The following is a 20,907-nucleotide window of genomic DNA, read 5'->3' as shown; positions in this document are numbered from 1 at the left end:
ACACAAACGGGACACCCTTCCCTATCGAACTCCACTTACGCTTGATAACCATCCACGATCACATCGAGTTTTCCCGTTGCCGGATCGATAATCAGTCCGTGTACAGGGGTTGTTTTCGGAATCAATGGATGCTGTTTGATAATCGACACGCTCTGTCTGACGCTTTCTTCCACACAATCAAAACCATGCAGCCATTCTTCCAATCGAATCCCCGAATGTTGCAATACACCGATCGTTTCCGGTGATACTCCCCGCTTGGTCATTTTTTCAATCATCGCTTTCGGATCGATTGCGCTCATCCCGCAATCGTAATGACCGACGACGATCACTTCCTCGGCGTTTAATTCATAAAGCGCCACCAGAATACTGCGCATGACGCTGCCAAACGGATGGGAAACAATGGCGCCCGCACTCTTGATGTGTTTAAAATCACCATTATGTAAATTCATCGCTTTTGGCAGCAATTCAACGAGGCGTGTATCCATGCAAGAAATTACGGCCAGTTTTTTGTTTGGAAATTTGGTTGTTTGGTATTGCTCATATGCTTTTGTTTCCACAAATTTTTGGTTAAATTCCAGAATATCTGCCAGAATACTCATTATCCATACCACCTTTTCCTCTTTATTTTACGCTTTCTGTTCCGTTTTGTCGATTGTTTGCCGCTTCACTGCGATCGCTGGAAAAACAGACTTCGCCAAGGAGTGGTCCCGTTGGAAATTTACTGTCGCTATCATCAGGTCAGTCCTTTTTGTTTGGGGAAAAACAGACCTCTGAACAAAAACGAGATGACGATTGAACACTTGATTCCCAAAACGCGGATGCGGCAAGCCAGTTTTCGCGACCGGTTCGGGTTAAAGGGCATAGGAACATCTTCGCCAGAGAATACCGATATTTCCTGCAAACGTTGCAACCATTTCAAAAAAAATGCAACCGATCTGGAATTTGTCTGGAAGCTGCGTTACTTCCAGCAGTATCAGATCGATATTCGCAGCAAGGCCAAACTGCTCGCCTCGCTGCCCGGCACGCTGCCACGCCTGTCCCCTGACGATCTGCAGGCGTTGCTGCGAACCATCCAGTACGGGGAATGCCAAATCAATCGGGAAACGGCCAGACTGACCTTGGGCAAAAATGTCCTGGTGATGCAAGCAGGGCGGCTGATCGATTTCCGGAGAGGCAACAAAACCAAAGTGCTCTTTTCGGCTTCGTCTACAAGCGAGTGAGCTTTCGCTGCAAACGGTCGATCCGCTGTTCACAGGCCCGCAGATCCTGCTTGGCTTTTTGACGCAGCAAACTCCCCTTTTGCTGGAGCAGCCGCTGGGCATGCTTGGCATAATAGAGCGCCTTCTCCGCGTCTTTTTGCTGATGTTCATAAATCTTGGCCAACTCAATGAAAAAGTCGGCGGAGAGGTAGCCGCCTTCCTGCAGCAAACCTTCCCAGACGGCGAGTGCCTGGGAATAATTTTTTTGTTTTTTGTAGAGGTGACCAAGCGCGATGCACGCCTCTTTGCGCAAGGAATGCCGGCTATTGGCGATTTGTTCGTACAAAATGGTCGCTGGCTGATCTGCTCCCAGCGTTTCAAACCAGCGGGCGATTTCAAAACGCTCTTCCGCGCTAGCCGCCTGTTGTTCCAGCAGCAAGCCGGAAAGGTGTATATAGAGGGTAATCAGCGACAAAACGTCCCACTCATTATGCTGTAAAACCCCTGTAATCGTATCGGGATTGGCGTCCTGTAAATAATCGAAATAAAGAATCGGAGCCATATAGCCGGGCACATCCTCCTGCCGCTTGACCCCCAGCTTCGCTTGTTCAATGAGGGACAAACGACAGGACGCCAATTCGTGCTTCCACAAACGTCTCGCTCCGTGCAACAGATCAAAATGGCCAAATTGGGGCAATTGCGGAACCTCATGCCGGACCAGTGTATGTCTGGTCCTCACCTGCGGCCAGTCAAAGGACTTTCCGTTAAAGGTAACAAGATGGGTAGCGGAGTCAACCGCTTGCAAAAACGATTGATAGAGTGCAATCTCCGCATTCGCTTCCGCCAAAAAATGCTGCCGCATCACGACGCTGTCCCCGTCAAAACGGCTGTAACCGAGCAGAAAAATCGTATTGCCGACGCCCCCCTGCAAGCCCGTCGTCTCCGTGTCAAAAAACAGCAGCTGTTCTGCATTCAGCCCCGCTGCAGATAGCGGATGATCCAAACCGCAGCTTTGCCAGGCAGCCAAAATTTCATGCAATTGTTCAAACCGATACCGGCCGTGCTGATAGGCAAGCGGATAACGCACCTCGCGGACCATCACGAATTCGTCTGCCCAAAACTGCGGTTTGGCTTGCAGCTTGTTCCACTTGTCCATATGCGGGATTTCTTTTGCTTCATGCGCTTCCGGCAAACTCAACGCCGGTTGCTGTTTTTCCTCCAGTTGCATATGTCCCTTCAGGCGATTCAATTTTCCCTTAAGAGACATAAAGCGTACCTCCCTGCGCCACCCGCAGCAAAGACTGGGCCAGCTCTTTGCCCCCTTCTTCCGCCGCACCAATGCAGGACGGACAGCCGCTTTCACAGCCGCATGACTGAATCAAATGTTCCGCCTGCTGTAAGATCGTGCCCATTTCCTTGTATACTTCTTCGCTTAATCCGATGCCGCCCGGGTAGCGGTCGTAAAGGAAAACGGTCGGTTGTCCGGAATGAATCGCTTTTCGTTGGGCAATGACATGCAAATCCATTGGGTCACACATAACAAACAACGGTGCCACATGCTGCAAAACATGCGCGACGCCGATCAATCCCCGCTCCACTTCCGTCTGCCCCATCGTTTGCAGCAGCGTTTCCGGAAAACTGACCCAAGCGGCATTGGTATGCAGCTCTTCTTCGGGAAGATGAATGGGGCCCGAACCGATGTTTTCATGGGTTTCAAACTTGATCTTTTTGAACATCGTCGCCATCGCGTGGACCGATACTTCGCCGTAAGCGATCTCCACCTGTCCGTTCGTCCGTCCTTGTTCTTCCTCCAGCACTTTCAATTGCACGGCCAGGTTGGCATCCGTGTAATAGTCGACCTGCACCTCACGCACATACGCCTTTTTCTCCGCGTAGTCGAGCCGCTCAACTTGATACTGGGTGCCTTGGTGCAAATAGATCGCTTCTTCGTGCAACAGCGTCAACGAGCTAAACCGATCCATCTCGCCGATCACACGCTCGTTTCCCTGCTCCGTAATATCAATGATCACGACATTTTCCTGAGCAGCGGATCGCAAACTGACGTTGTGGGCCGGAAACGACTCGTTCATCCAAAACCATTTTCCTTTGGCAAAATGCAAAATTTGCTCCTCCGTGAGAAATTCCAATATTTCCACAATCTCCGCTCGCCCAAACCGCTCTCCTTGCCGAAACGGCAGTTCGTAGGCGGCGCATTTGATATGGTCAACAAGAATAATCAGATTGTCGGGATTGATTCGCGCCGTTTCCGGGCTCCGCTCAAAGAAGTATTCGGGATGCTGGATGATATACTGATCGAGCGGAGAAGAGCTGCCGACCATAATCACGGCGGACTCGCCCTGTCTGCGGCCGGCTCGCCCCGCCTGTTGCCAGGTGCTGGCCACTGAACCGGGATACCCGGTGATGATGCAAGCCTGAAGCTGGCCAATATCAACGCCGAGCTCCAAAGCGTTTGTGCTGACCACCCCGATAATCTCGCCTTGCCGCAGCCCTCGCTCGATTTGTCGGCGTTGGCTGGGCAAATAGCCGCCGCGATAGCCTTGAATCGTCTTTGGCCCCAATTTCCGCTTGATCAGCTCTTGCAAATACGTCAGCAAAATCTCCACCCGCACGCGGCTGCGGGCAAACAAAATCGTTTGAATGCCGTTCTGCAAAAATTGGGCGGTCAAATCCCGCGCTTCCAATGTGGCGCTGCGACGAATGTTCAACTGCTGATTCACTACCGGAGGATTATAGAAAATAAAATGTTTCTTTCCGGCCGGAGCGCCGTTGTTGTTCACGAGCTGCATCGGTTTTTCGGTGAGCTGTTCGGCCAGCTCGCGGGGATTGGCGATTGTCGCCGATGTGCAAATAAACTGTGGATCGCTTCCGTAAAAGCGGCAGATCCGTTGCAAGCGGCGCAGCACGTTGGCCACATGACTGCCAAAAACGCCGCGGTATGTATGCAATTCGTCAATCACCACATATTTGAGATGTTCAAAAAAGGAAACCCATTTGGTATGATGCGGCAAAATGGCCGAATGCAGCATATCCGGATTGGTAATGACAATGTTGCCCGCCTTGCGGATCATCTGTCGGATGGCGGAAGGAGTATCCCCGTCATACGTCTCCGATTTGATTGCCAGCCCCATTTCGTTAATCCAGTCATGAAGCTCGCTCTTTTGATCCTGGGCGAGCGCTTTTGTCGGAAACAAGTATAATGCCCGGGCTTCCTGATCTTCCGTCAGCTTTTGCAACACCGGCAAATGATAGCACATGCTTTTACCGGATGCGGTCGGGGTAACCGCCACAATATTCTTCCCCTCGCGAACCAGTTGAAACGAACGGGCCTGATGCGTATATAAAGAATCGATGCCCCGCTTGGCCAAGGCTTGGCAAATCCGTTGATCCAGCTCTTCCGGAAACGGTACGGTTTGTGCCAGACGGGGCGGAATTGTCGTCCAATGAACGATATTTCGCCGGAAACGGTCATCCGCGCGCAAGTACTCTAAAATTTCCGATATTCCCATTTTCCCTTGCATCTTTTCACCTTCTCCCTCTTTATTTTACGAATGAATGTTCGGCCTGTAAAGCAAAGAAAGCGCGACCGCTTGAAAACTGCCGAACAGAAAAAAGCAACCGAGCCAATCGGTTGCTTTTCCAGCCATGACAGCGAGTATGCTCAATCCGCTTCCCATTCCGGCTGTTCTCCCAAATGACGGTTAAACCAGATGAAAAGCGCGTCGAGCAAGAGAATCGCCATCGTCACATAAAAGACGGTACGCAGTCCGAACGCGGCTGCCACGTGGCTGCCCATCAACGGTCCGATCAAGTTGCCCAAAAACAAAGAGGATGTGTTAAAACCATATGCCGTAGCGAGAAGATTGGGCGGGGCCATCTTTTTAACCAGCACGTTCAAGGACGGAACCATCCCGCCGACAAACAGCCCCAGCAAAAAACGTCCGAGCAGCAGCACAACGATTCCGGTTGCCCATGCTTGCGGCAAAAAGGCCAAAGCAGACATGCTCATGGCGATCAGCAGCGTTTTTCGCTGGCCGATCCGATCTCCCAACCGCCCCAACGTCGGCGCTCCGATCAGATTGGCAAATCCGGTGATCGCCACTACCAATCCGGCGACCAACTCCAAATGGCCCCCGTGATAAATCGTCCGGGTGTAGACCGTCACAATCGGCTCGATGCTCATCATCCCGAGATTGGTAATGAAGGAGGCAACGAAAACGGGCAAAATCGGTTTGATGGTTGCCCAGTCCATCTTCGCTGCTTTGCTGGTTGTGTCGGCTGTCTTTTTTTCTTCATGAACGAGAAAAAAGACGACCAAACTGGCGATGAAAAACAAACCACCCGTAAACAGGAACACGTTGCGGTATCCGACAGCCTCGGCCAACACTCCACCGAACAAGGGCCCCAACAACGATCCGGCAATTCCTCCCGTCTGCAGCAATCCCAACGCCCTGCCTGAATATTCCGTAGGGGTGATGGACGCCTGCAAGGAAACCGCCATTGAAATAAAGCCGGAAAACACGCCGTTAAGCAACCGCAGCGCCAGCAGTTGCCACGGTGCCGTCACAAACCCCATTAAGGTGGTGACGACACACATCCCCAAAGCCGCACGCAGCAACATGATCTTTCGTCCATGTTTGTCCGCGATCCTGCCCCACAGCGGTTGAAACAGGAAAGAGGTGACAAACTGCGCTGAAAACACCCAGCCGGACCAGCGTTCCAGATCCTCGAGCTGATGAACCCCGAGGTGCTCAATATAGTAGGGCAGAAACGGGATGACGAGGTTCGTCCCGGCCGTTATGGAAAAATTCGCCGCCCATAAAATCCATAATGTACGTTTCCACTTCAAATTGTCCCCTCCAAACCCGATAACCTAAGATAGTAGTGAAAAGTTCACCAGGATTTCTCTTTTGTTTTTTACCATACCCTGTTTTTGCAGTTCCATGAAAATTTCCATTGCTTGGCTGGCAAAAGAATTAGTTGTATCGTACACCAATTTTACAAGAAGCGACAATATCTTAAAAAATATTTTTTATATATCAATTAATAAGTACCGATTAACTTCATTTATACTGTGTTTAATTCCAGCCAGAATCGTAAAAATTAACTTTGGTGATCAAGATGACAAAAAGAGACATGGCCTTAGTTGAATATCATCGCCGACATATTTTGCGGATTTTGCGGCAAATCCGTCTAAAACCTTATCTTCCCTATTGGGGCGAGCTGTATTGTTCGCTGGAGCAGCTTCGGTCGATTGCGAAGCTTAATCGCACTGATTTGGATATTTTTGCAATTTATCCCGTTGGCACACTTCTTTACAGCGTCCATCTGGATCAGTTCATGGCGATTGTTCCCGAACTCAACATAAAGATCGGCATGCAGTTGGAGGAATGCATTGACTCTTTGCAGCAAGGCAGGTTTTCTCCGTTTCCGCGAAAACCCAAGCAGGCGGATGATCCGGGCACTATCGCATTTGGCAAAATACGCAATCGTTGATAACTGCCAAACCGGATTCCCTGATGTCCGCAAGCATGGTAAACTGGAAGCATCATGTGTTTTACGGCAGAAGGGTAGAGTAAAAAATGCATTTAATGAGTTTGATTATGATCGTCGGGATTGGTTCGATCAGTTTTATTTTTAGCAAAGTCCGCTTCCGGCGATATTTTGGCTATTATTCCCTGGTTATTCATGTCTGTTATTTGCTGCTCAGCATTTGGCTGGGGAAAAACCTGCACAGCGAACATTCCCTGTATCCCGACGGCGGGGATTGGGTCAGCTTCTTTATCGGCGTACCTGTCTATGGCCTGTTGCTAGGTGGTGCTTATCCCCTGTTCAGAAGAAAATGGAAACGGAAAAAGTAAAGGGACTTCAGCTTTGAAGTCCCTTTCGTGCAAATACAAACGTGCAGGCAAGCGAAAACACGAATCAAGCGGTGTGAACAAGCTTGGCTGCCAATTTGTCCAGCATATCCTCCGTCATACGCGCCAAATCGTATGCCGGTGCAAAGCCCCATTGCTCTCGGGCTGCCGACACATCCAACGAGTCGGGCCAGCTTTCGGCGATCGCCTGTCGGATCGGATCAATCTCATAGGCGAGCTGGAAGTGCGGCAAATGATTGCGAATCGCAGCGGCAATAGCCTCCGGATCAACACTCATCGCCGTCACATTATACGCGTTGCGGTTGACCAGTTTGGCTGGGTCCGCTTCCATCAAGGCAACAATCGCATCGAGCGCATCCGGCATATACATCATGTCCAGATAGGTTCCGGCTGCCAGGTAAGACGTATAACGCCCCTGTTGGATTGCTTGGTAGTAGATCTCCACGGCGTAATCGGTCGTTCCCCCGCCAGGCGGAGTCACATAGGAGATCAAGCCGGGAAAGCGCAAACCTCTCGTATCAACGCCAAACTTGTGATAATAGTAGTCGCACAGCAATTCCCCCGCAACCTTGTTGACCCCATACATTGTCGTTGGCCGCTGAATCGTTTCTTGCGGTGTCAGTTTTTTCGGCGTAGTTGGTCCAAACGCCCCGATGGAACTGGGGGTAAAAAACTGACAGCCGAGGGAACGAGCCACTTCCAGCGCATTGACCAGACCGCCCATATTCAAATTCCAGGCCAATAGCGGATTCGCTTCTGCTGTTGCCGACAGCAAGGCGGCGAGATGAATAATCGTATCCACCCGATATTTTTGGGCAATTTCGTGCATGCGGTTTGCGTCCATTACATCCAACAGCTCAAACGGCCCGCTCTCCTCGATGACGCCGGCACAGTGGCGAATATCCGTCGCGATGACCTGATCGTTTCCATACAGCTCACGCAGTTTTGTCACCAATTCCGAACCAATTTGCCCTAAGGCACCTGTCACCATGATTCGTTTCATGCCAGTATCCCCATTTCTTTCCCAACTTTTTCATAAATAGCCAACGCCTGATCCAGCATTTCTTTCGTATGCGCTGCTGTCGGCATATTTCTGACCCGTCCCGTTCCCCGCGGCACCGTTGGAAAGACGATCGCTTTCGCATAGACTCCTTCTTCATACAAGCGTCTGCTGAATTCCTGCGTTTGCTTTTCATCCCCGATAATGCAGGGCGTAATCGGTGTTTCGCTCTGACCGATATCAAAACCCAATTGGCGCAGACCCTGTTTCAAATATGTTCCATTTTCCCACAGCCGATCATGCAATTCCGTGCTGCCGGCTAAAATGTCGATCGCCGTCAGACAAGCGGCAACATCCCCCGGCGGCAAAGCGGTCGAGAACAAAAACGGCCGGCTTCGCACCTTTAACCAGTCAATGAGCTCCTGCTTGCCGGCGACATATCCGCCGACTACGCCGATTGCTTTGGATAACGTTCCGATTTGGAAATCGACCTTGTCGGACAGGCCAAAATGTTTGACCGTGCCGGCTCCCTTGCCCAAGACCCCGGAACCATGCGCGTCATCCACATACGTAATCAAATCGAATTCATCGGCAATTTGGACGATTTCCGGCAATTTGGCGATATCCCCGTCCATGGAGAACACCCCGTCGGTAATGACCATGATTTTTTTGTAAAGACCGGACTGTTTGGCCTCTTTCGCTTTCAAGCGCAAATCATCCATGTCAGAATGCTTGTAAGGAATAATCTTTGCTTTGGACAAACGGCAGCCGTCAATGATGGAAGCATGATTTAACTCGTCGGAAAGAATCGCGTCCTGTTTGTCCATCACCGCCGAGATGGCCGCCATATTGCAGTTAAAACCGGATTGATAGGCAATGGCCGCCTCTGTCTGCTTGAAGTGGGCCAGCTTTTGCTCCAGGCTGACATGAAGCTGCAACGTTCCGTTGATCGTTCTGACCGCCCCGGCTCCTACCCCGTACTGGCGAGTCGCCGCCACCGCTGCCTCGATAAGGCGAGGGTCGGTAGCCAATCCCAAATAATTGTTGGAAGACAAATTGATTCGTTCTTTTCCGCCAACCTTGATTATCGGGCCGTTGGCGGTTTCCAGCGGATCGATCACGTTGTATAACCCTTTGCTTTTTAACTCCGCCAAATTTTCTTCAAGAAACTGCCGCAAGATGCTGCTGCCCATTGTCCATTCCTCCACTTCAGCTTTCAAAGTTTTCCTGAATTATCCATTCCTCGCCAACAGATGTCTTTCCTGAGTAGACAAAATGATTCCAGTTAAAAACGCTATATAATAAGGTTTACCTGCTGTAAGATTATCATTTTTCTTGCCCAATGTCCATATGGAGCGGACATATTTTGCGCAAAAAAACAGGGGATTTTTTCATCCCCTGTCCGGATTGCCACTTGCTATTGACCATACTCCAACCCAAAGCCAAATGGGTACAACAATTTCCCGTCCAGCCCCGGAATCGCCACCGGCAGTTTGCCCGTCGGTTTGGTTTCGCCAAACAGGACAGCGGCGGCGGCCTTAAAGCTGGCTTCGCGAAAACCGTACTGCGCCAGGTAAGCATCAGCTTCTGTTAGCGCGCTGATGTCGTACGGATTGCGAATCGCCACAACAATGACCGGTTTGTCAGTCGATTGCAGCAATTGCCGGTACAGAGCCATCACCGGATGTGTGGGCGAACGATCGGCCGCTGTGGCGCTGTAAGAACCAATGATAACGGCATCGGCAGCCGCAAGCTTGTTCTTCAGCTCGTCTGTCCATTTGCCTTCGCTGACATCCGCAACGGCAGTACGCGGATTATATCTCTTGATTGCCGCCGCCAGATTGTTTACATAAGAACTGCCAACGACGAGCAGATTCCGGTTTTGATTCGGCGCCAACGGCAAGATTTGCTCGTTTTTCACCAACGTAATCGATTGACCGGCGATTTCCGCCTCGGTGGCCCGATGTTCCGGCGAACCGACGATTTGCTTGGCTGTTTGGATCATTTGCGCTAGATCGCTCGGCTGTTCGGTTTTGAAAATCCCCCGCTTGACTTTCAGTGTCAAAATACGACGCACCGACTGCTCAATGCGTTGTTCACTGATCTCCCCGTTGTTGACCGCCTGTTTAAGCCCTTCGCTTACTTCCGCCAAACCAACCGGCATCAGGATAATGTCCACCCCCGCCTTGACCGCTCGAACGGCGGCGTCAACAGGTCCAAAATGGTCGGCAATCGCCTGCATATTCATGGCATCGGTAGACACCACTCCGTCGAAGCCCAATTGATCCCGGATCAATCCTGTAATCACCTTTGGCGAAAGCGTAGCCGGCAGCGCGATCAGCGTGCCGTCTTTTTGCGAAACAACTTTGGTATCGTCGATTTTGGGGAAGGTGACATGGGCAGTCATAATCGCGTCGACTCCCTGCTCGATTGCTTGCTTGAACGGATACAGCTCTATTTGCAGCAGGCGGTCCATATCATGGGGTACTTCCGGCAGTCCCAAATGGGAATCGACCGCTGTGTCGCCATGGCCCGGGAAATGCTTCGCCGTCGCTGCGATGCCGTTTTGCTGCAGTCCTTGCACATAGGCGATTCCCAACTCAGCCACCAGCTGCGGGTCACTGGCAAACGAGCGGACGCCGATCACAGGGTTATCCGGATTGTTGTTCACATCGAGATCAGGCGCGAAATCGGTATTAATGCCAAGTGCGGCCAGCTCTTGCCCAATGACATCGCCGGCGGCGCGAGCCAATTCAACCGATCTCGTTGCCCCGATCGCCATGTTGCCCGGCAGGTCAGTCCCTTCCTGCAAGCGGGTGACGATCCCTCCTTCCTGGTCAATGCTGATCAGCAAGCCATACTTCTCCGCCGCTTGTTGATAGTCGTTGACCAGCCGTACGGTTTGTTCGGTATTGACCACATTCTCCCGGAACAAAATCACGCCGCCTACATGGTACTTTTGAATCTGTTTTGCGATTTGCGGAAGCATCGTCGTCACATCTTTCCCCTCATACTTCCGGAAATCCGGCATCAGCAGCTGACCGATTTTTTCTTCCAATGTCATCCCGGAAATCGCTTTGCTGATCAGTTGGTATCGTTCGCCAATTTCCTTGACCACTTTGGCGGCCGGTTGCGAGCCCCGGTTATAATCGATGGCAATGCGATCGGCGAATTGTCCATCCGTCACCTGGATAAACGTTCTGCCATTGTGGTTCAGCAGGCGAACGAATCCTTGATTATCCACTGTTGCCACATTTTTGTTGGACGAACTCCATTGCAAAGAACGGTTCACCTTGGCAAAATGCCCGTCGGCAAATACATGCAGCGCGACCAATTGCAAAGTTTCTCCCTCTACTGCCGCTTCCACTTCCGGCAAGTTCATCTGGATGACGAGATCAACGACCGGCGACTGATCGGCCGCTTTTGCCGCAAAGGGAGTGAAAAAACTGGTCTGCGACAGCCAAAAAGTCAAGAGCAACGCTACGATCATCAAACGTTTCCCATTGAACAAATGGGTCATGGGCATTTCCTCCTTCACGGATGTTTCCCGCTTTGTTTATTCTTGGGTCCAGCCGTCCGCAATCCAGTTTGCCTTGAGCGGCTGACCATTCTGCCCGAAAATTTGCGGATTGTGAAGATACCAGCCACGTCCGTTTACCGATTCGTCTGTCGCATAACGGAACCGCAGCTTTTTGGTTCCTGCCGGAATTTTCCAGGAAAGCTGCTGCCAGTCGCTCTCCCCGGTCATCCCTGCTCCGATGGACTGCCAGTTTTGTCCGTCCGTCGTTGCTTCAACATAACCGTAGTCCCGCTCATTTTCGATCCGGTACCAGACGTCGGCGGAAAGTGTCCCTCCCTCTGGCAATTTGATCTCTGCCGTCAATGTCGTTTGCAGCTGATCGCCGCTGCCGGCAAACCAGCGTTTGTCTTTCCACGGGTTGGCAACAGGAATAGCCAGTGCCGCCTGCCTTGCCACAGTTCTGCGCACCGGATTGGTCGACACAGTCTCGCGGGTAGGATGTACGCGGTTGGTCAGCAAAATACAAATGGTTTCATTATTGGGACTCACGACAATCGACGTTCCGGTGTAGCCGGTATGCCCCATGGAAAAGGCGTCCCCCAGCGCATCCATGTACCAGCCCTGGTTCAACTCCCAGCCTAGCCCGTGATCATCACCGGGAAATTGCGGTAGTTGGTTTTCCATCATCAATTTGACCGATTGTTTGGACAAAATCTGTTGGCCTTTGTACGTGCCTTTATTCAGCATCATTTGGGCAAAGACGGCCAAATCCCGGGCGGTGCTGAACACGCCGGCATGACCGGCCACTCCATCAAGCGACCAAGCTTTTTCGTCATGGACCTGCCCCCAGACCATCGGCCGGTTCGTCCACGGCTGTGACTCGGTGGCCGCAATTCGCTTCTTCAAGCGCTCGGGCGGATTGTACATCGTGTCGGACATCCCCAGCGGTTCGACAATCTGCTGCTCGACATACTGGTCCAGACGCTGCCCGCTTATGCGCTCAACCAATGCTCCCAAGACGATCAGGTTCAAATCGCTGTAAACGTATTGTGTTCCCGGTTCGCTTTGCAGCGGATGGGCAAAGACAATCTGCAGTCGGTCTTCACGACTGGTACCTTGCAAATACAAGTCTTTGATGGAAGGTTCAAAGCCGGAGGTATGCACCAGCAGTTGACGAATGGTGACCCGCTCCTTGCCGTTTGCCGCAAATTCAGGGATATACTTGGCCACCGGATCGTCGAGTTTGAGCTTTCCTTGGTCATACAACTGCATGATGGCGGTAGCCGTAAACAATTTGCTGATGGAAGCCAAGTCAAAAATCGTGTCCGGCTTCATCGGTATCGGTTCATCCATGAGACCAAACTGGTCATCGGTATAGCGGGCCGCGTAACCGTAAGCCTGTTCTTTGACAATCACTCCCCGGCGGGCGATCAGGACAACTGCGCCCGGCATCGTCTTCTTCGCAATCTCCGCTTCGATCAATCGATCGATTTGCGCCAGCGGTTCGGCTGTCATTCCTGCTGCCGCATGGGCGCCTGGATGCAAAACGGATGAAGAATGCCCTGGCTGATCCCAAGAGTGACGCAAAGGGTTTTTGACCGGTTTCGCTTTCTTGTTTGTTCCCGCTTGGACGGTTTGCTCCTGCCCGGTTTGGACGGGTTCCTGCCCGGTCGGTTCGGCCGATACAGGCGGACGAAGCAGGCTGAAGCTCAAGACGGCACTTAATACAAGCAGGGTCTTTTTTTTCTTCACAACCATCTCTCCCCTGTTTATTTATAAAGCAAATAGCGTTGCCGCAATTCCTTGAATTTGTTCAGTTCCGGCTGCCAGGCGGCAATGATTCGTTCAACCGTTGCTCCGTGATCGATCGCCTGCCGGATTTGGTCTGTCCCGAGCAATTTGTCGATATAGTGGTCACTGCGCCAAGCAAATTGAGGAGACATCGCTTTTACCGCCGAGATGATCTCCAGTGAAGTGCGCACAGGCTGAAAAGCTTTGCGGTCCGTCACATAGATCTGGATACCGCCGACATTCTCCCCCTGATACTTCGAAAAGGTGGGCGAGAAATAAGCTTCCCGAAATTGCACCCCGGGCAAGCGGCGCTCGTTCAGCCGTTCGGCAAGCTCCCAGCCTTTGAGATAAGGCGCTCCGATCAGTTCAAACGGCCGTGTCGTTCCCCGGCCTTCCGACAGATTGGTTCCTTCAAACAGACACATCCCCGGATAGACCATCGCCGTGTCCACTGTGGGCATATTGGGTGACGGCATAACCCAAGGCAAACCGGTTTCTTCATATGCGGTGTCCCGTTTCCAGCCTTGCATCTGGATAACTTGCAATGATGCTTTTCGCCCAATCTCGTTTGGTACATATTGCTCATTGAACAACAACGCCAATTCTCCTACGGTCATTCCATGGCGAACGGGAATCGGAAAGACACCGACAAACGATTGAAAACGAGGATCGAGTACCGGTCCTTCCACTTGCTCTCCCCCCAGCGGGTTGGGCCGATCCAGGACAAGAAATGGTTTATCCGCCAAGGCTGCCGCTTCCATTGCATAAGCCATCGTGGAAATATAGGTGTAAAAGCGAGCGCCAACATCCTGGATATCAAACAGAATGACATCCGCTTCGGCAAACATCGGAGCGATTTGTTGCGGAGTTTTGCCGTACAAGTTGTAAAAAGGCAGCCCCGTTTTTGGATCTTCATACGTTCCAGGGGCAGAACCAGCCTGCTCGGTCCCGCGAATCCCGTGTTCCGGACCGTAGACGGCTACCAAATTCACTTTTTTGGCTAAAAGCGCATCGACATCATGCGTTAAGCGGGACGTCACTCCCGTTGGATTGGTGAGCAGGCCCACCTTTTTCCCATCCAGTATTTCCGGATGTTCCAGCAAAATCTCGATGCCTGTTTTAACTCGCGGTTTTTTTTCGCTTGCCGTGTTGGCCGCTTGCACCGTTCCCAGCCAACAAAACAAGACCGCCAACAACAGCAGCGAAACGGCACCGTTCCGCCAACGTTTGCTTCGCAACATAGCCCACCTCCCACGTTTTATGCGGTTTCTCCACTCTTATCTTCTTTTTAGGCTCTGACAAACACCTTGCTATTTATACCCATTATCTTAAATTGTTTCCATCCATTTAGCGTGAGTATTAAATACCAAATTTTTCTATACATTCCCAATCTTCAAAATAACAGATAGTAGAAAGGTCGCGATTGCCGAAAATAGCAAACCCCCCACTCGAAGCATTCGTCTTTTCTCTGACGATGCCCGAATGAGGGGTTGCAAGGTTTTTTTCACAAATCTATCACAACAAGTCTTTATATTTCTTGTAAAAAATCCAAATGGACAAGCCAAACACGACCGTTGCCAAATGTACACCGATGATCAATATCCAGATTGCCATAATTGTCCCTCTTTTCTCAAGATGGAGCCGTGATTACAAAACAAAATATAACAAGGTAAGCAGTGAAATGATTGCTGCAAGCGCATATATAATCATCATATTGGTGTAACGCTTTTTCGTTTTCTTGCCGTAATCCGCTTCTACCGGATTTCGTCCAATCCACAATGTCCCTACCAGTCCAATCAAGCATAGGATCGCGAAAATAACGATATATGGAGCAGTTGACATAGATGGTTCCCCCTTTACTTGCTACAATTCCATTCTATTATGCACGGCAGGCAGCAAAAAACATCCACTTTGCCAGAAAAAATGCCGTCCACTTTTCTGCAAAAATACGCCTCTATCAGCATACCATGTTGACCGGCTGGCTGTAACAATTGATTCGGTATTTGTCTGTTTTTTTACATTCCTTTCTGTTCTCTGCCTTTTCTCCTATCCGCGACTGCGCTACAATAAACGAATGGAGTATTTCACCACTAGACCAAAGGCTGTGACTGGCACAATGGAATGGAAGCCAAAACGTGGATCAGGCGTTCCGCTTTACAAACAAATCGCCGCTTATTTGGAAGAATGCATCATCAAAGGAGAATTTCCGCCGGGCAGTTTTTTGCCTTCGGAGAGAGAACTGGCCAAGAAATGGCAAGTCAACAGAAGCACGGTTGTTTCCGCATTTGAAGAACTGCGCGCATCCGGTATCATCGAGCGGATTCAAGGAAGCGGCACCCAAGTATCGTCCGTTCATGGGAGGTTCCCCCAGCAGCGAGTGCCGAATTGGGGTCACCTGGTTGAAGCAGGTTCATTTTTGCCTAATTACCCGTTGATCCGGAAAATTCGCAAGGAAACGTTGGACCACGAATTGATCGACATGGCCAGCGGCGAACTATCGCCAGACTTGTTCCCTGCCAATGCCTTTCAAACGATCATGGCCCAACAACCGTTCGACTATCATTTAGGGTATGGCCACCCGCAAGGCAATCTGGAATTGAGGCAGACGCTTGTGCACCATATGAAAAAATGGAGAGGCATCGACAGCACCGCTTCCTCCATCCTGATCACTTCAGGCGCTCAGCAAGCGCTTCATTTGATTGTGCAATGTCTGTTGAAACCGGGCGATGCCGTTGCCGTGGAAGACCCGTCTTATTTCTACTCGCTTCCGCTGTTTCATTCGGCCGGGGTACGCGTTTTTTCTCTGCCGGTAGGTGGAGACGGAATTGATCCCGACGACGTGCTGGAACTTCATCGCAAACATCGGATCAAACTGATCTTTGTAAACCCGAATTATCAAAATCCAACCGGCACCGTGCTGTCGCTTGCCCGCAAAAAAAGATTGCTGGAACTGTCCGTCCGTTTGGGTATTCCCATCGTCGAGGATGATCCCTACAGTCTGACAGCGTTTGATGGAGAACCGCCGCCTACGTTAAAATCGTTGGACCCGATGGCCAACGTGCTGTATGTCAGTTCACTAACAAAAATTGTCGCATCCGGCCTGCGCATCGGTTGGATTATTGGACCGCAAGCGGTGATGGAGAGGCTGGCAGACGCCAAGCAGATTATCGATTTCGGACATAGTGTTTTCCCCCAATGGCTGGCCAGCAAATTTTTAGGTTCGGATTCTTTTGTTCAGCATCTTCAGGCACTTCGCCACAGCTTAGGCCGAAAAAAAGATTTGATCACCTTCGCGCTGCATGACCTGCTGCCCACCGAGGTCGAATTTGTGGAACCTGCGGGAGGCATCCATATTTGGTGCCGGCTGAACCGGGAAGTAAACGAACAAAAACTGCTGAAGCAATCCATCAAGCAGGGAGTTGCCTACGTGCCGGGACTGGTGTTGGGTTCAAACAAAAACTGCATTCGCTTCACATTCGGGCGCGCCGAACAGGAACAAATCTATGAAGGAATCAAACGGTTCAGCGAGGTATTGAAAAGCTTGCTTCATGACAAATCTGGCGAATCGTCAGTCAACGTGCCCTAAGGAGGTGAGGTGAAGCGCATGATCGGTTACATCTGGCTAGCTGTTGCGATCGCCACAGAACTGTTTGCCACTTCCATGCTGAAAGCATCGAGCGGCTTTAGCAAGCTGTTCCCCAGTATCGGGGTGGTGATCGGCTTTGGGATCGCCTTTTATGCTCTATCCCAATCCCTGCTGCACATTCCGCTCAGCATTGCGTACGCGATTTGGTCAGGAGTCGGGACGGCCGTAACCGCTGTGATCGGGATCGCCGTCTGGAAAGAAAAGCTCACGCTCTCCGGCGTGCTCGGTTTGCTGTTAATCATCGCCGGTGTGGTTTTACTCAATCGAAACACGGCGAATGAGGCAGTCACCTTGCCTGACCAGTAAGCGGCCCGCTCTTGGCCTTCAAATATGCCAAAAACCTGCTGCGGCTGCAGCAGGTTTTTTTGGCGTCTGGTTGCTTATTGTTTGGTGACCAATTCCAAGTCAACCGGGATGAAGCTTTCCACTTTCTCGCCTTTCACGACTTTCAACGCTGTTTGAACAGACGTTTCCCCAATCGCTTCCGGTTTTTGCGCTACCGTTGCCGCCATTTTTCCATCGTTAACGGCTTTTACCGCATCATCGGTTGCGTCAAAGCCAACGACCGGGATGTTTTTGCCGGCTGCTTCCAACGCTTGCAGAGCACCCAAAGCCATTTCGTCATTGTGTGCAAATACAGCTTGAATGTCCGGGTTGCCTTGCAGGATGTTTTCCATTACGTTCATCCCTTTGGCGCGGTCAAAATCGGCTGGCTGGGAAGCAACCACTTTGATTCCCTCTTTGCCGTCAACCGCTGCATGGAAACCTTGACCGCGGTCACGTGCTGCCGATGTTCCGGCGATCCCTTGCAATTCCACGATGTTTCCTTTTCCATTCAAGGCTTTCAGGATATATTCTCCTGCCATTTGACCGCCTTTTACGTTATCGGATGCAATGTGGGAAACAACTTGTCCACCTTCAGCTGCGCGGTCGACCGTGATCACCGGGATGTTCGCTTGGTTGGCAGACTCAACCGCAGTGGCAATCGCGGCGCTGTCTGTCGGGTTGATCAAGATGACATCGACCTTTTTCTGGATCAAATCTTCGACGCCGCTGATTTGCTTCGCCGTATCGTCCTGGGCATCAACCACAATCAGTTCTGCCCCTGCTTCTTTTGCCGCTTTCTCCGCCCCTTCTTTCAGCGTAACGAAGAACGGGTTGTTTTGTGTGGAGATCGACAAACCGATCGTCACCTTGTCGGAAGCGCTGTTGGCAGCGTTTTCAGAGCTGTTCGCAGCCGGTTGCTCACTTGGTTTTGCGGAACCGCTTTCCAGGCTGGACTGCGTTGAGCATCCTGCGAGCACAGCCAACATCATGGTAGACGCAAGTGCAAATTTGGCAAATTTTTTCATTTGTTCATTTCCCCTTATCTTTGGTTTATTTATGAGATTTAGAACGGTCCAGCAAAACGGCGATCAAAATTACCGCCCCTTTGACAACTTGCTGATAGAAAGAAGAGACATTCAGCAAGTTGAGACCGTTATCTAACACACCGATGATCATCGCCCCAATCAGCGTGCCGACAATCCAGCCTTTTCCGCCGGACAAGCTGGTTCCGCCGAGTACGACCGCCGCGATCGCGTCGAGTTCGTACGACGTCCCTGCCGTCGGTTGCGCGGAGTTCAAGCGGGAAGTCAGGATGATTCCGCTTAAGGCGGCAAACAAGCCGCTGATGGAATAGACGATCACTTTTACTTTCGAGGTGCTGATCCCCGACAGGTTGGTTGCTTCTTCGTTGCTGCCCAAGGCATACACATGGCGGCCAAACGTTGTATTTTTGAGGATAATATACAAGATGACAAAGGAGATCAACATCCAGATAACCGGCATCGGAATATCGAGGAAAAATCCTTTTCCCAGCATGCCGAAATCATCATTCAGGCCTGTCACCGGTTTGCCTTCGGTGTATACGAGCGTCAGACCGCGGAAGACGGTCATTGTCGCCAATGTAGCGATGAATGGCGCGACTTTGCCTTTAGCGATCAACAAGCCATTGATCGCACCCATTACGGCGCCGCCCAATAATCCAAGCAACACGGCCAGGTATGTGTCCATGCCGCCGGCCATAAAACCGGCTGTGAGCGCACTGGACAAGGCCAAAATGGACCCTACGGACAAGTCAATGCCGCCGGTCAGGATGACAAAGGTCATGCCAAAGGCAATCAGCGCATTGATGGAAATTTGCCGGAGAACGTTGAAAATATTGCTAACTGTCAGGAAGTTGTCACTGACAATGCTTAACACGATAACAATCAATGCAAGTCCAAGCAAAGGGCCCATCCGTTGAATGACACTGGCACCCTTTTTATGAAGTTGCGCAGAACGTTGAACTTCAGCTTGCATAGCTATTTCCTCCCCCTGCTGCGGCGTGCATAATTTTTTCCTGTGTGGCTTCCTCACGGCTGAATTCTCCGGTGATGCGACCTTCGTGCATCACGAGAATCCGGTCACTCATCCCCAAAACTTCCGGCATTTCGGAGGAAATCATGATAATCGCCACGCCTTCTTTCACCAGTCGATTCATCAAGTCATAAATTTCCTTCTTCGCCCCGATGTCGACTCCTCTCGTCGGCTCGTCCAAAATCAAAATCTTCGGCCGGGTCGCCAACCATTTGCCAATCACGACTTTTTGCTGGTTCCCGCCGCTCAGCGAGCCAACGGTTTGTTCCCCGCTATGCGCTTTGATCAACAAGCTGCGGATCATTTCTTCCGTCAAGCTTTTTTCTTTGCCGAATTGCAGAAAACCGCCTGCGGACAATCTGCCCAGATTGGGCAAGGCCAAATTTTCGCGAATCGTTTGGGAAAGCACCAAACCTTCTTCCTTGCGGTCCTCCGTAACGAGAGCGATACCGGCGCGAATCGCGTCTCGAGGCTTCTTGATGCGGACTTCTTGTCCATCAATGAAGATGCGCCCCTGGTCAATCGGATCTGCTCCAAACAAGACGCGCGCCAACTCGGTTCGTCCCGCGCCCATCAATCCGGCAATTCCCAGAATTTCTCCGCCGCGAACAGAGAAAGAAATTTGATGGAGTTTGCCTGTGCGCGAAACTCCTTCCAGTCGCAATCGTTCCGCGCCAAGCTGAACTTCGATTTTGGGGAACCGTTCAGTAATTTCCCGACCGACCATCATGCGGACGATTTCATCCATGCTCGTTTCGCTCGTCCGTTTTGTCCCGACAAACTGACCATCGCGCAGCACGGTGATACGATCGCAAATTTGAAAAATTTCTTCCATCCGGTGGGAGATGTAGATCATCCCGACCCCTTTTTCCCGCAAGGAGTGAATGACTTCAAACAACGATTCAATCTCGCGGTTGGTCAAGGCAGCCGTTGGTTCATCCAGCACGAGGATGTCTGCTTGCATTGATAACGCTTTCGCAATTTCAATCATCTGCTGCTGACCGACGGATAACTCGCCAACCAACGTCGCAGGATCAAGCTGAATGCCCAGCTGGTCCAAATATTTTTGCGCTTCTTTCCGCATCAGCCGCCAGTTGATCCATTTCGTTTTGCCAATGGTAAATTCGCGTCCGAGAAACATATTTTCCATGATGCTCAAGTGGGGAATCAAATTCAGCTCCTGGTGAATGATCGCGATCCCCATTTTCGCAGCCGTCGCCGTCGTCATTTGCTCAAGCTGCTGTCCTTTGACCGTGATCGTGCCTTGATCTTTGCTGTAAATTCCGCCGAGAATTTTCATTAAGGTGGACTTGCCTGCACCGTTTTCCCCCATCAGCGCAAGCACTTCACCCCGTTCCAGGCGGAGCTCCACTCCATCCAGCACCTTCACACCGGGAAAGGATTTGCTAATGTTCTTCATTTCCAACAATAGCTCTGCCATGAATACCCCACCT

Annotated in this window: 19 protein-coding genes; 5 read left to right on the top strand and 14 right to left on the bottom strand. The window is 51.1% G+C overall.

The window, feature by feature from the left end:
- Positions 1-35 precede the first annotated feature (35 nt).
- Positions 36-599: a beta-class carbonic anhydrase gene (locus JOD01_RS02120; RefSeq protein WP_204516555.1), complete on the bottom strand. Its 564-nt coding sequence runs from the start codon at positions 597-599 to the stop codon at positions 36-38.
- 111 nt (positions 600-710) lie between these two features.
- On the opposite strand from JOD01_RS02120, the gene JOD01_RS02115 reads away from it, so the two are divergent.
- Positions 711-1,220 (top strand): hypothetical protein, encoded by a 510-nt coding sequence (locus JOD01_RS02115; RefSeq protein WP_204516554.1) that lies wholly within the window; start codon positions 711-713, stop codon positions 1,218-1,220.
- Here JOD01_RS02115 and JOD01_RS02110 read toward each other — a convergent pair.
- Genes JOD01_RS02110 through JOD01_RS02100 form a run of 4 tightly spaced genes read right to left on the bottom strand, consistent with a single transcriptional unit; the run spans position 1,207 to position 6,066 of the window.
- Positions 1,207-2,466, bottom strand: coding sequence for a ribonuclease H-like domain-containing protein (locus tag JOD01_RS02110; protein WP_204516553.1), 1,260 nt, complete (start codon positions 2,464-2,466; stop codon positions 1,207-1,209). The genes JOD01_RS02115 and JOD01_RS02110 overlap by 14 nt on opposite strands.
- Positions 2,456-4,738: a DEAD/DEAH box helicase gene (locus tag JOD01_RS02105; RefSeq protein ID WP_204516552.1), complete on the bottom strand. Its 2,283-nt coding sequence runs from the start codon at positions 4,736-4,738 to the stop codon at positions 2,456-2,458. The genes JOD01_RS02110 and JOD01_RS02105 overlap by 11 nt, the downstream gene beginning before the upstream one ends.
- Positions 4,739-4,762: 24 nt before the next feature.
- A complete protein-coding gene (locus JOD01_RS19805; protein WP_275581907.1) occupies positions 4,763-4,894 on the bottom strand; it encodes a hypothetical protein in 132 nt (43 codons plus the stop codon).
- Positions 4,879-6,066 carry an MFS transporter gene (locus tag JOD01_RS02100; protein ID WP_204516551.1) on the bottom strand — a complete coding sequence of 396 codons (1,188 nt, stop codon included), beginning with the start codon at positions 6,064-6,066 and terminating at the stop codon, positions 4,879-4,881. Before JOD01_RS02100 ends, JOD01_RS19805 begins: the two co-directional genes overlap by 16 nt.
- A gap of 287 nt (positions 6,067-6,353) precedes the next feature.
- Between JOD01_RS02100 and JOD01_RS02095 the strand changes: the two genes are divergently transcribed.
- Both JOD01_RS02095 and JOD01_RS02090 read left to right on the top strand, forming a co-directional pair.
- On the top strand, positions 6,354-6,713 hold the full coding sequence (locus JOD01_RS02095; protein WP_204516550.1) for a hypothetical protein: 360 nt from the start codon (positions 6,354-6,356) through the stop codon (positions 6,711-6,713).
- An 86-nt stretch (positions 6,714-6,799) separates the two neighbouring features.
- A complete protein-coding gene (locus JOD01_RS02090; protein ID WP_204516549.1) occupies positions 6,800-7,078 on the top strand; it encodes a hypothetical protein in 279 nt (92 codons plus the stop codon).
- A 64-nt stretch (positions 7,079-7,142) separates the two neighbouring features.
- Here JOD01_RS02090 and JOD01_RS02085 read toward each other — a convergent pair whose 3' ends face one another.
- The 6 genes from JOD01_RS02085 to JOD01_RS02060 form a co-directional block, all read right to left on the bottom strand.
- Complete coding sequence (locus JOD01_RS02085; RefSeq protein WP_204516548.1) at positions 7,143-8,099, bottom strand: L-threonine 3-dehydrogenase; 957 nt, start codon at positions 8,097-8,099, stop codon at positions 7,143-7,145.
- Entirely contained in the window at positions 8,096-9,289 is a 1,194-nt protein-coding gene (locus JOD01_RS02080) for a glycine C-acetyltransferase (RefSeq protein WP_204516547.1), read from the bottom strand. Before JOD01_RS02080 ends, JOD01_RS02085 begins: the two co-directional genes overlap by 4 nt.
- Positions 9,290-9,513: 224 nt before the next feature.
- Positions 9,514-11,616 (bottom strand): beta-N-acetylhexosaminidase, encoded by a 2,103-nt coding sequence (gene nagZ, locus JOD01_RS02075; protein ID WP_239565117.1) that lies wholly within the window; start codon positions 11,614-11,616, stop codon positions 9,514-9,516.
- 36 nt (positions 11,617-11,652) lie between these two features.
- A complete protein-coding gene (locus JOD01_RS02070) occupies positions 11,653-13,368 on the bottom strand; it encodes a serine hydrolase domain-containing protein (RefSeq protein WP_338028502.1) in 1,716 nt (571 codons plus the stop codon).
- Between the two features lie 17 nt (positions 13,369-13,385).
- The gene (locus JOD01_RS02065) at positions 13,386-14,648 is read right to left on the bottom strand and encodes an exo-beta-N-acetylmuramidase NamZ family protein (RefSeq protein WP_204516545.1); all 1,263 of its coding nucleotides are present in this window, start codon (positions 14,646-14,648) and stop codon (positions 13,386-13,388) included.
- Positions 14,649-15,054: 406 nt separating this feature from the next.
- On the bottom strand, positions 15,055-15,249 hold the full coding sequence (locus JOD01_RS02060) for a hypothetical protein (protein WP_204516544.1): 195 nt from the start codon (positions 15,247-15,249) through the stop codon (positions 15,055-15,057).
- A gap of 274 nt (positions 15,250-15,523) precedes the next feature.
- On the opposite strand from JOD01_RS02060, the gene pdxR reads away from it, so the two are divergent.
- Together pdxR and JOD01_RS02050 are read left to right on the top strand one after the other, a co-directional pair.
- A complete protein-coding gene (gene pdxR / locus JOD01_RS02055) occupies positions 15,524-16,993 on the top strand; it encodes a MocR-like pyridoxine biosynthesis transcription factor PdxR (RefSeq protein ID WP_204516543.1) in 1,470 nt (489 codons plus the stop codon).
- A gap of 18 nt (positions 16,994-17,011) precedes the next feature.
- Complete coding sequence (locus tag JOD01_RS02050; protein WP_204516826.1) at positions 17,012-17,359, top strand: DMT family transporter; 348 nt, start codon at positions 17,012-17,014, stop codon at positions 17,357-17,359.
- Between the two features lie 74 nt (positions 17,360-17,433).
- Here JOD01_RS02050 and rbsB read toward each other — a convergent pair whose 3' ends face one another.
- Genes rbsB through JOD01_RS02035 form a run of 3 tightly spaced genes read right to left on the bottom strand, consistent with a single transcriptional unit; the run spans position 17,434 to position 20,894 of the window.
- Positions 17,434-18,405 carry a ribose ABC transporter substrate-binding protein RbsB gene (gene rbsB, locus JOD01_RS02045; protein ID WP_204516542.1) on the bottom strand — a complete coding sequence of 324 codons (972 nt, stop codon included), beginning with the start codon at positions 18,403-18,405 and terminating at the stop codon, positions 17,434-17,436.
- 25 nt (positions 18,406-18,430) lie between these two features.
- Positions 18,431-19,396, bottom strand: coding sequence for an ABC transporter permease (locus JOD01_RS02040; RefSeq protein ID WP_204516541.1), 966 nt, complete (start codon positions 19,394-19,396; stop codon positions 18,431-18,433).
- Entirely contained in the window at positions 19,386-20,894 is a 1,509-nt protein-coding gene (locus JOD01_RS02035) for a sugar ABC transporter ATP-binding protein (protein ID WP_204516540.1), read from the bottom strand. Before JOD01_RS02035 ends, JOD01_RS02040 begins: the two co-directional genes overlap by 11 nt.
- Positions 20,895-20,907: the final 13 nt, after the last annotated feature.

Origin of the sequence: Brevibacillus fulvus (genome assembly GCF_016908525.1) — a bacterium.
Classification (GTDB): domain Bacteria; phylum Bacillota; class Bacilli; order Brevibacillales; family Brevibacillaceae; genus Brevibacillus_G; species Brevibacillus_G fulvus.
The sequence above is the reverse complement of the archived record's forward strand: the minus strand, read 5'-3'. Positions and strand labels throughout refer to the sequence as shown.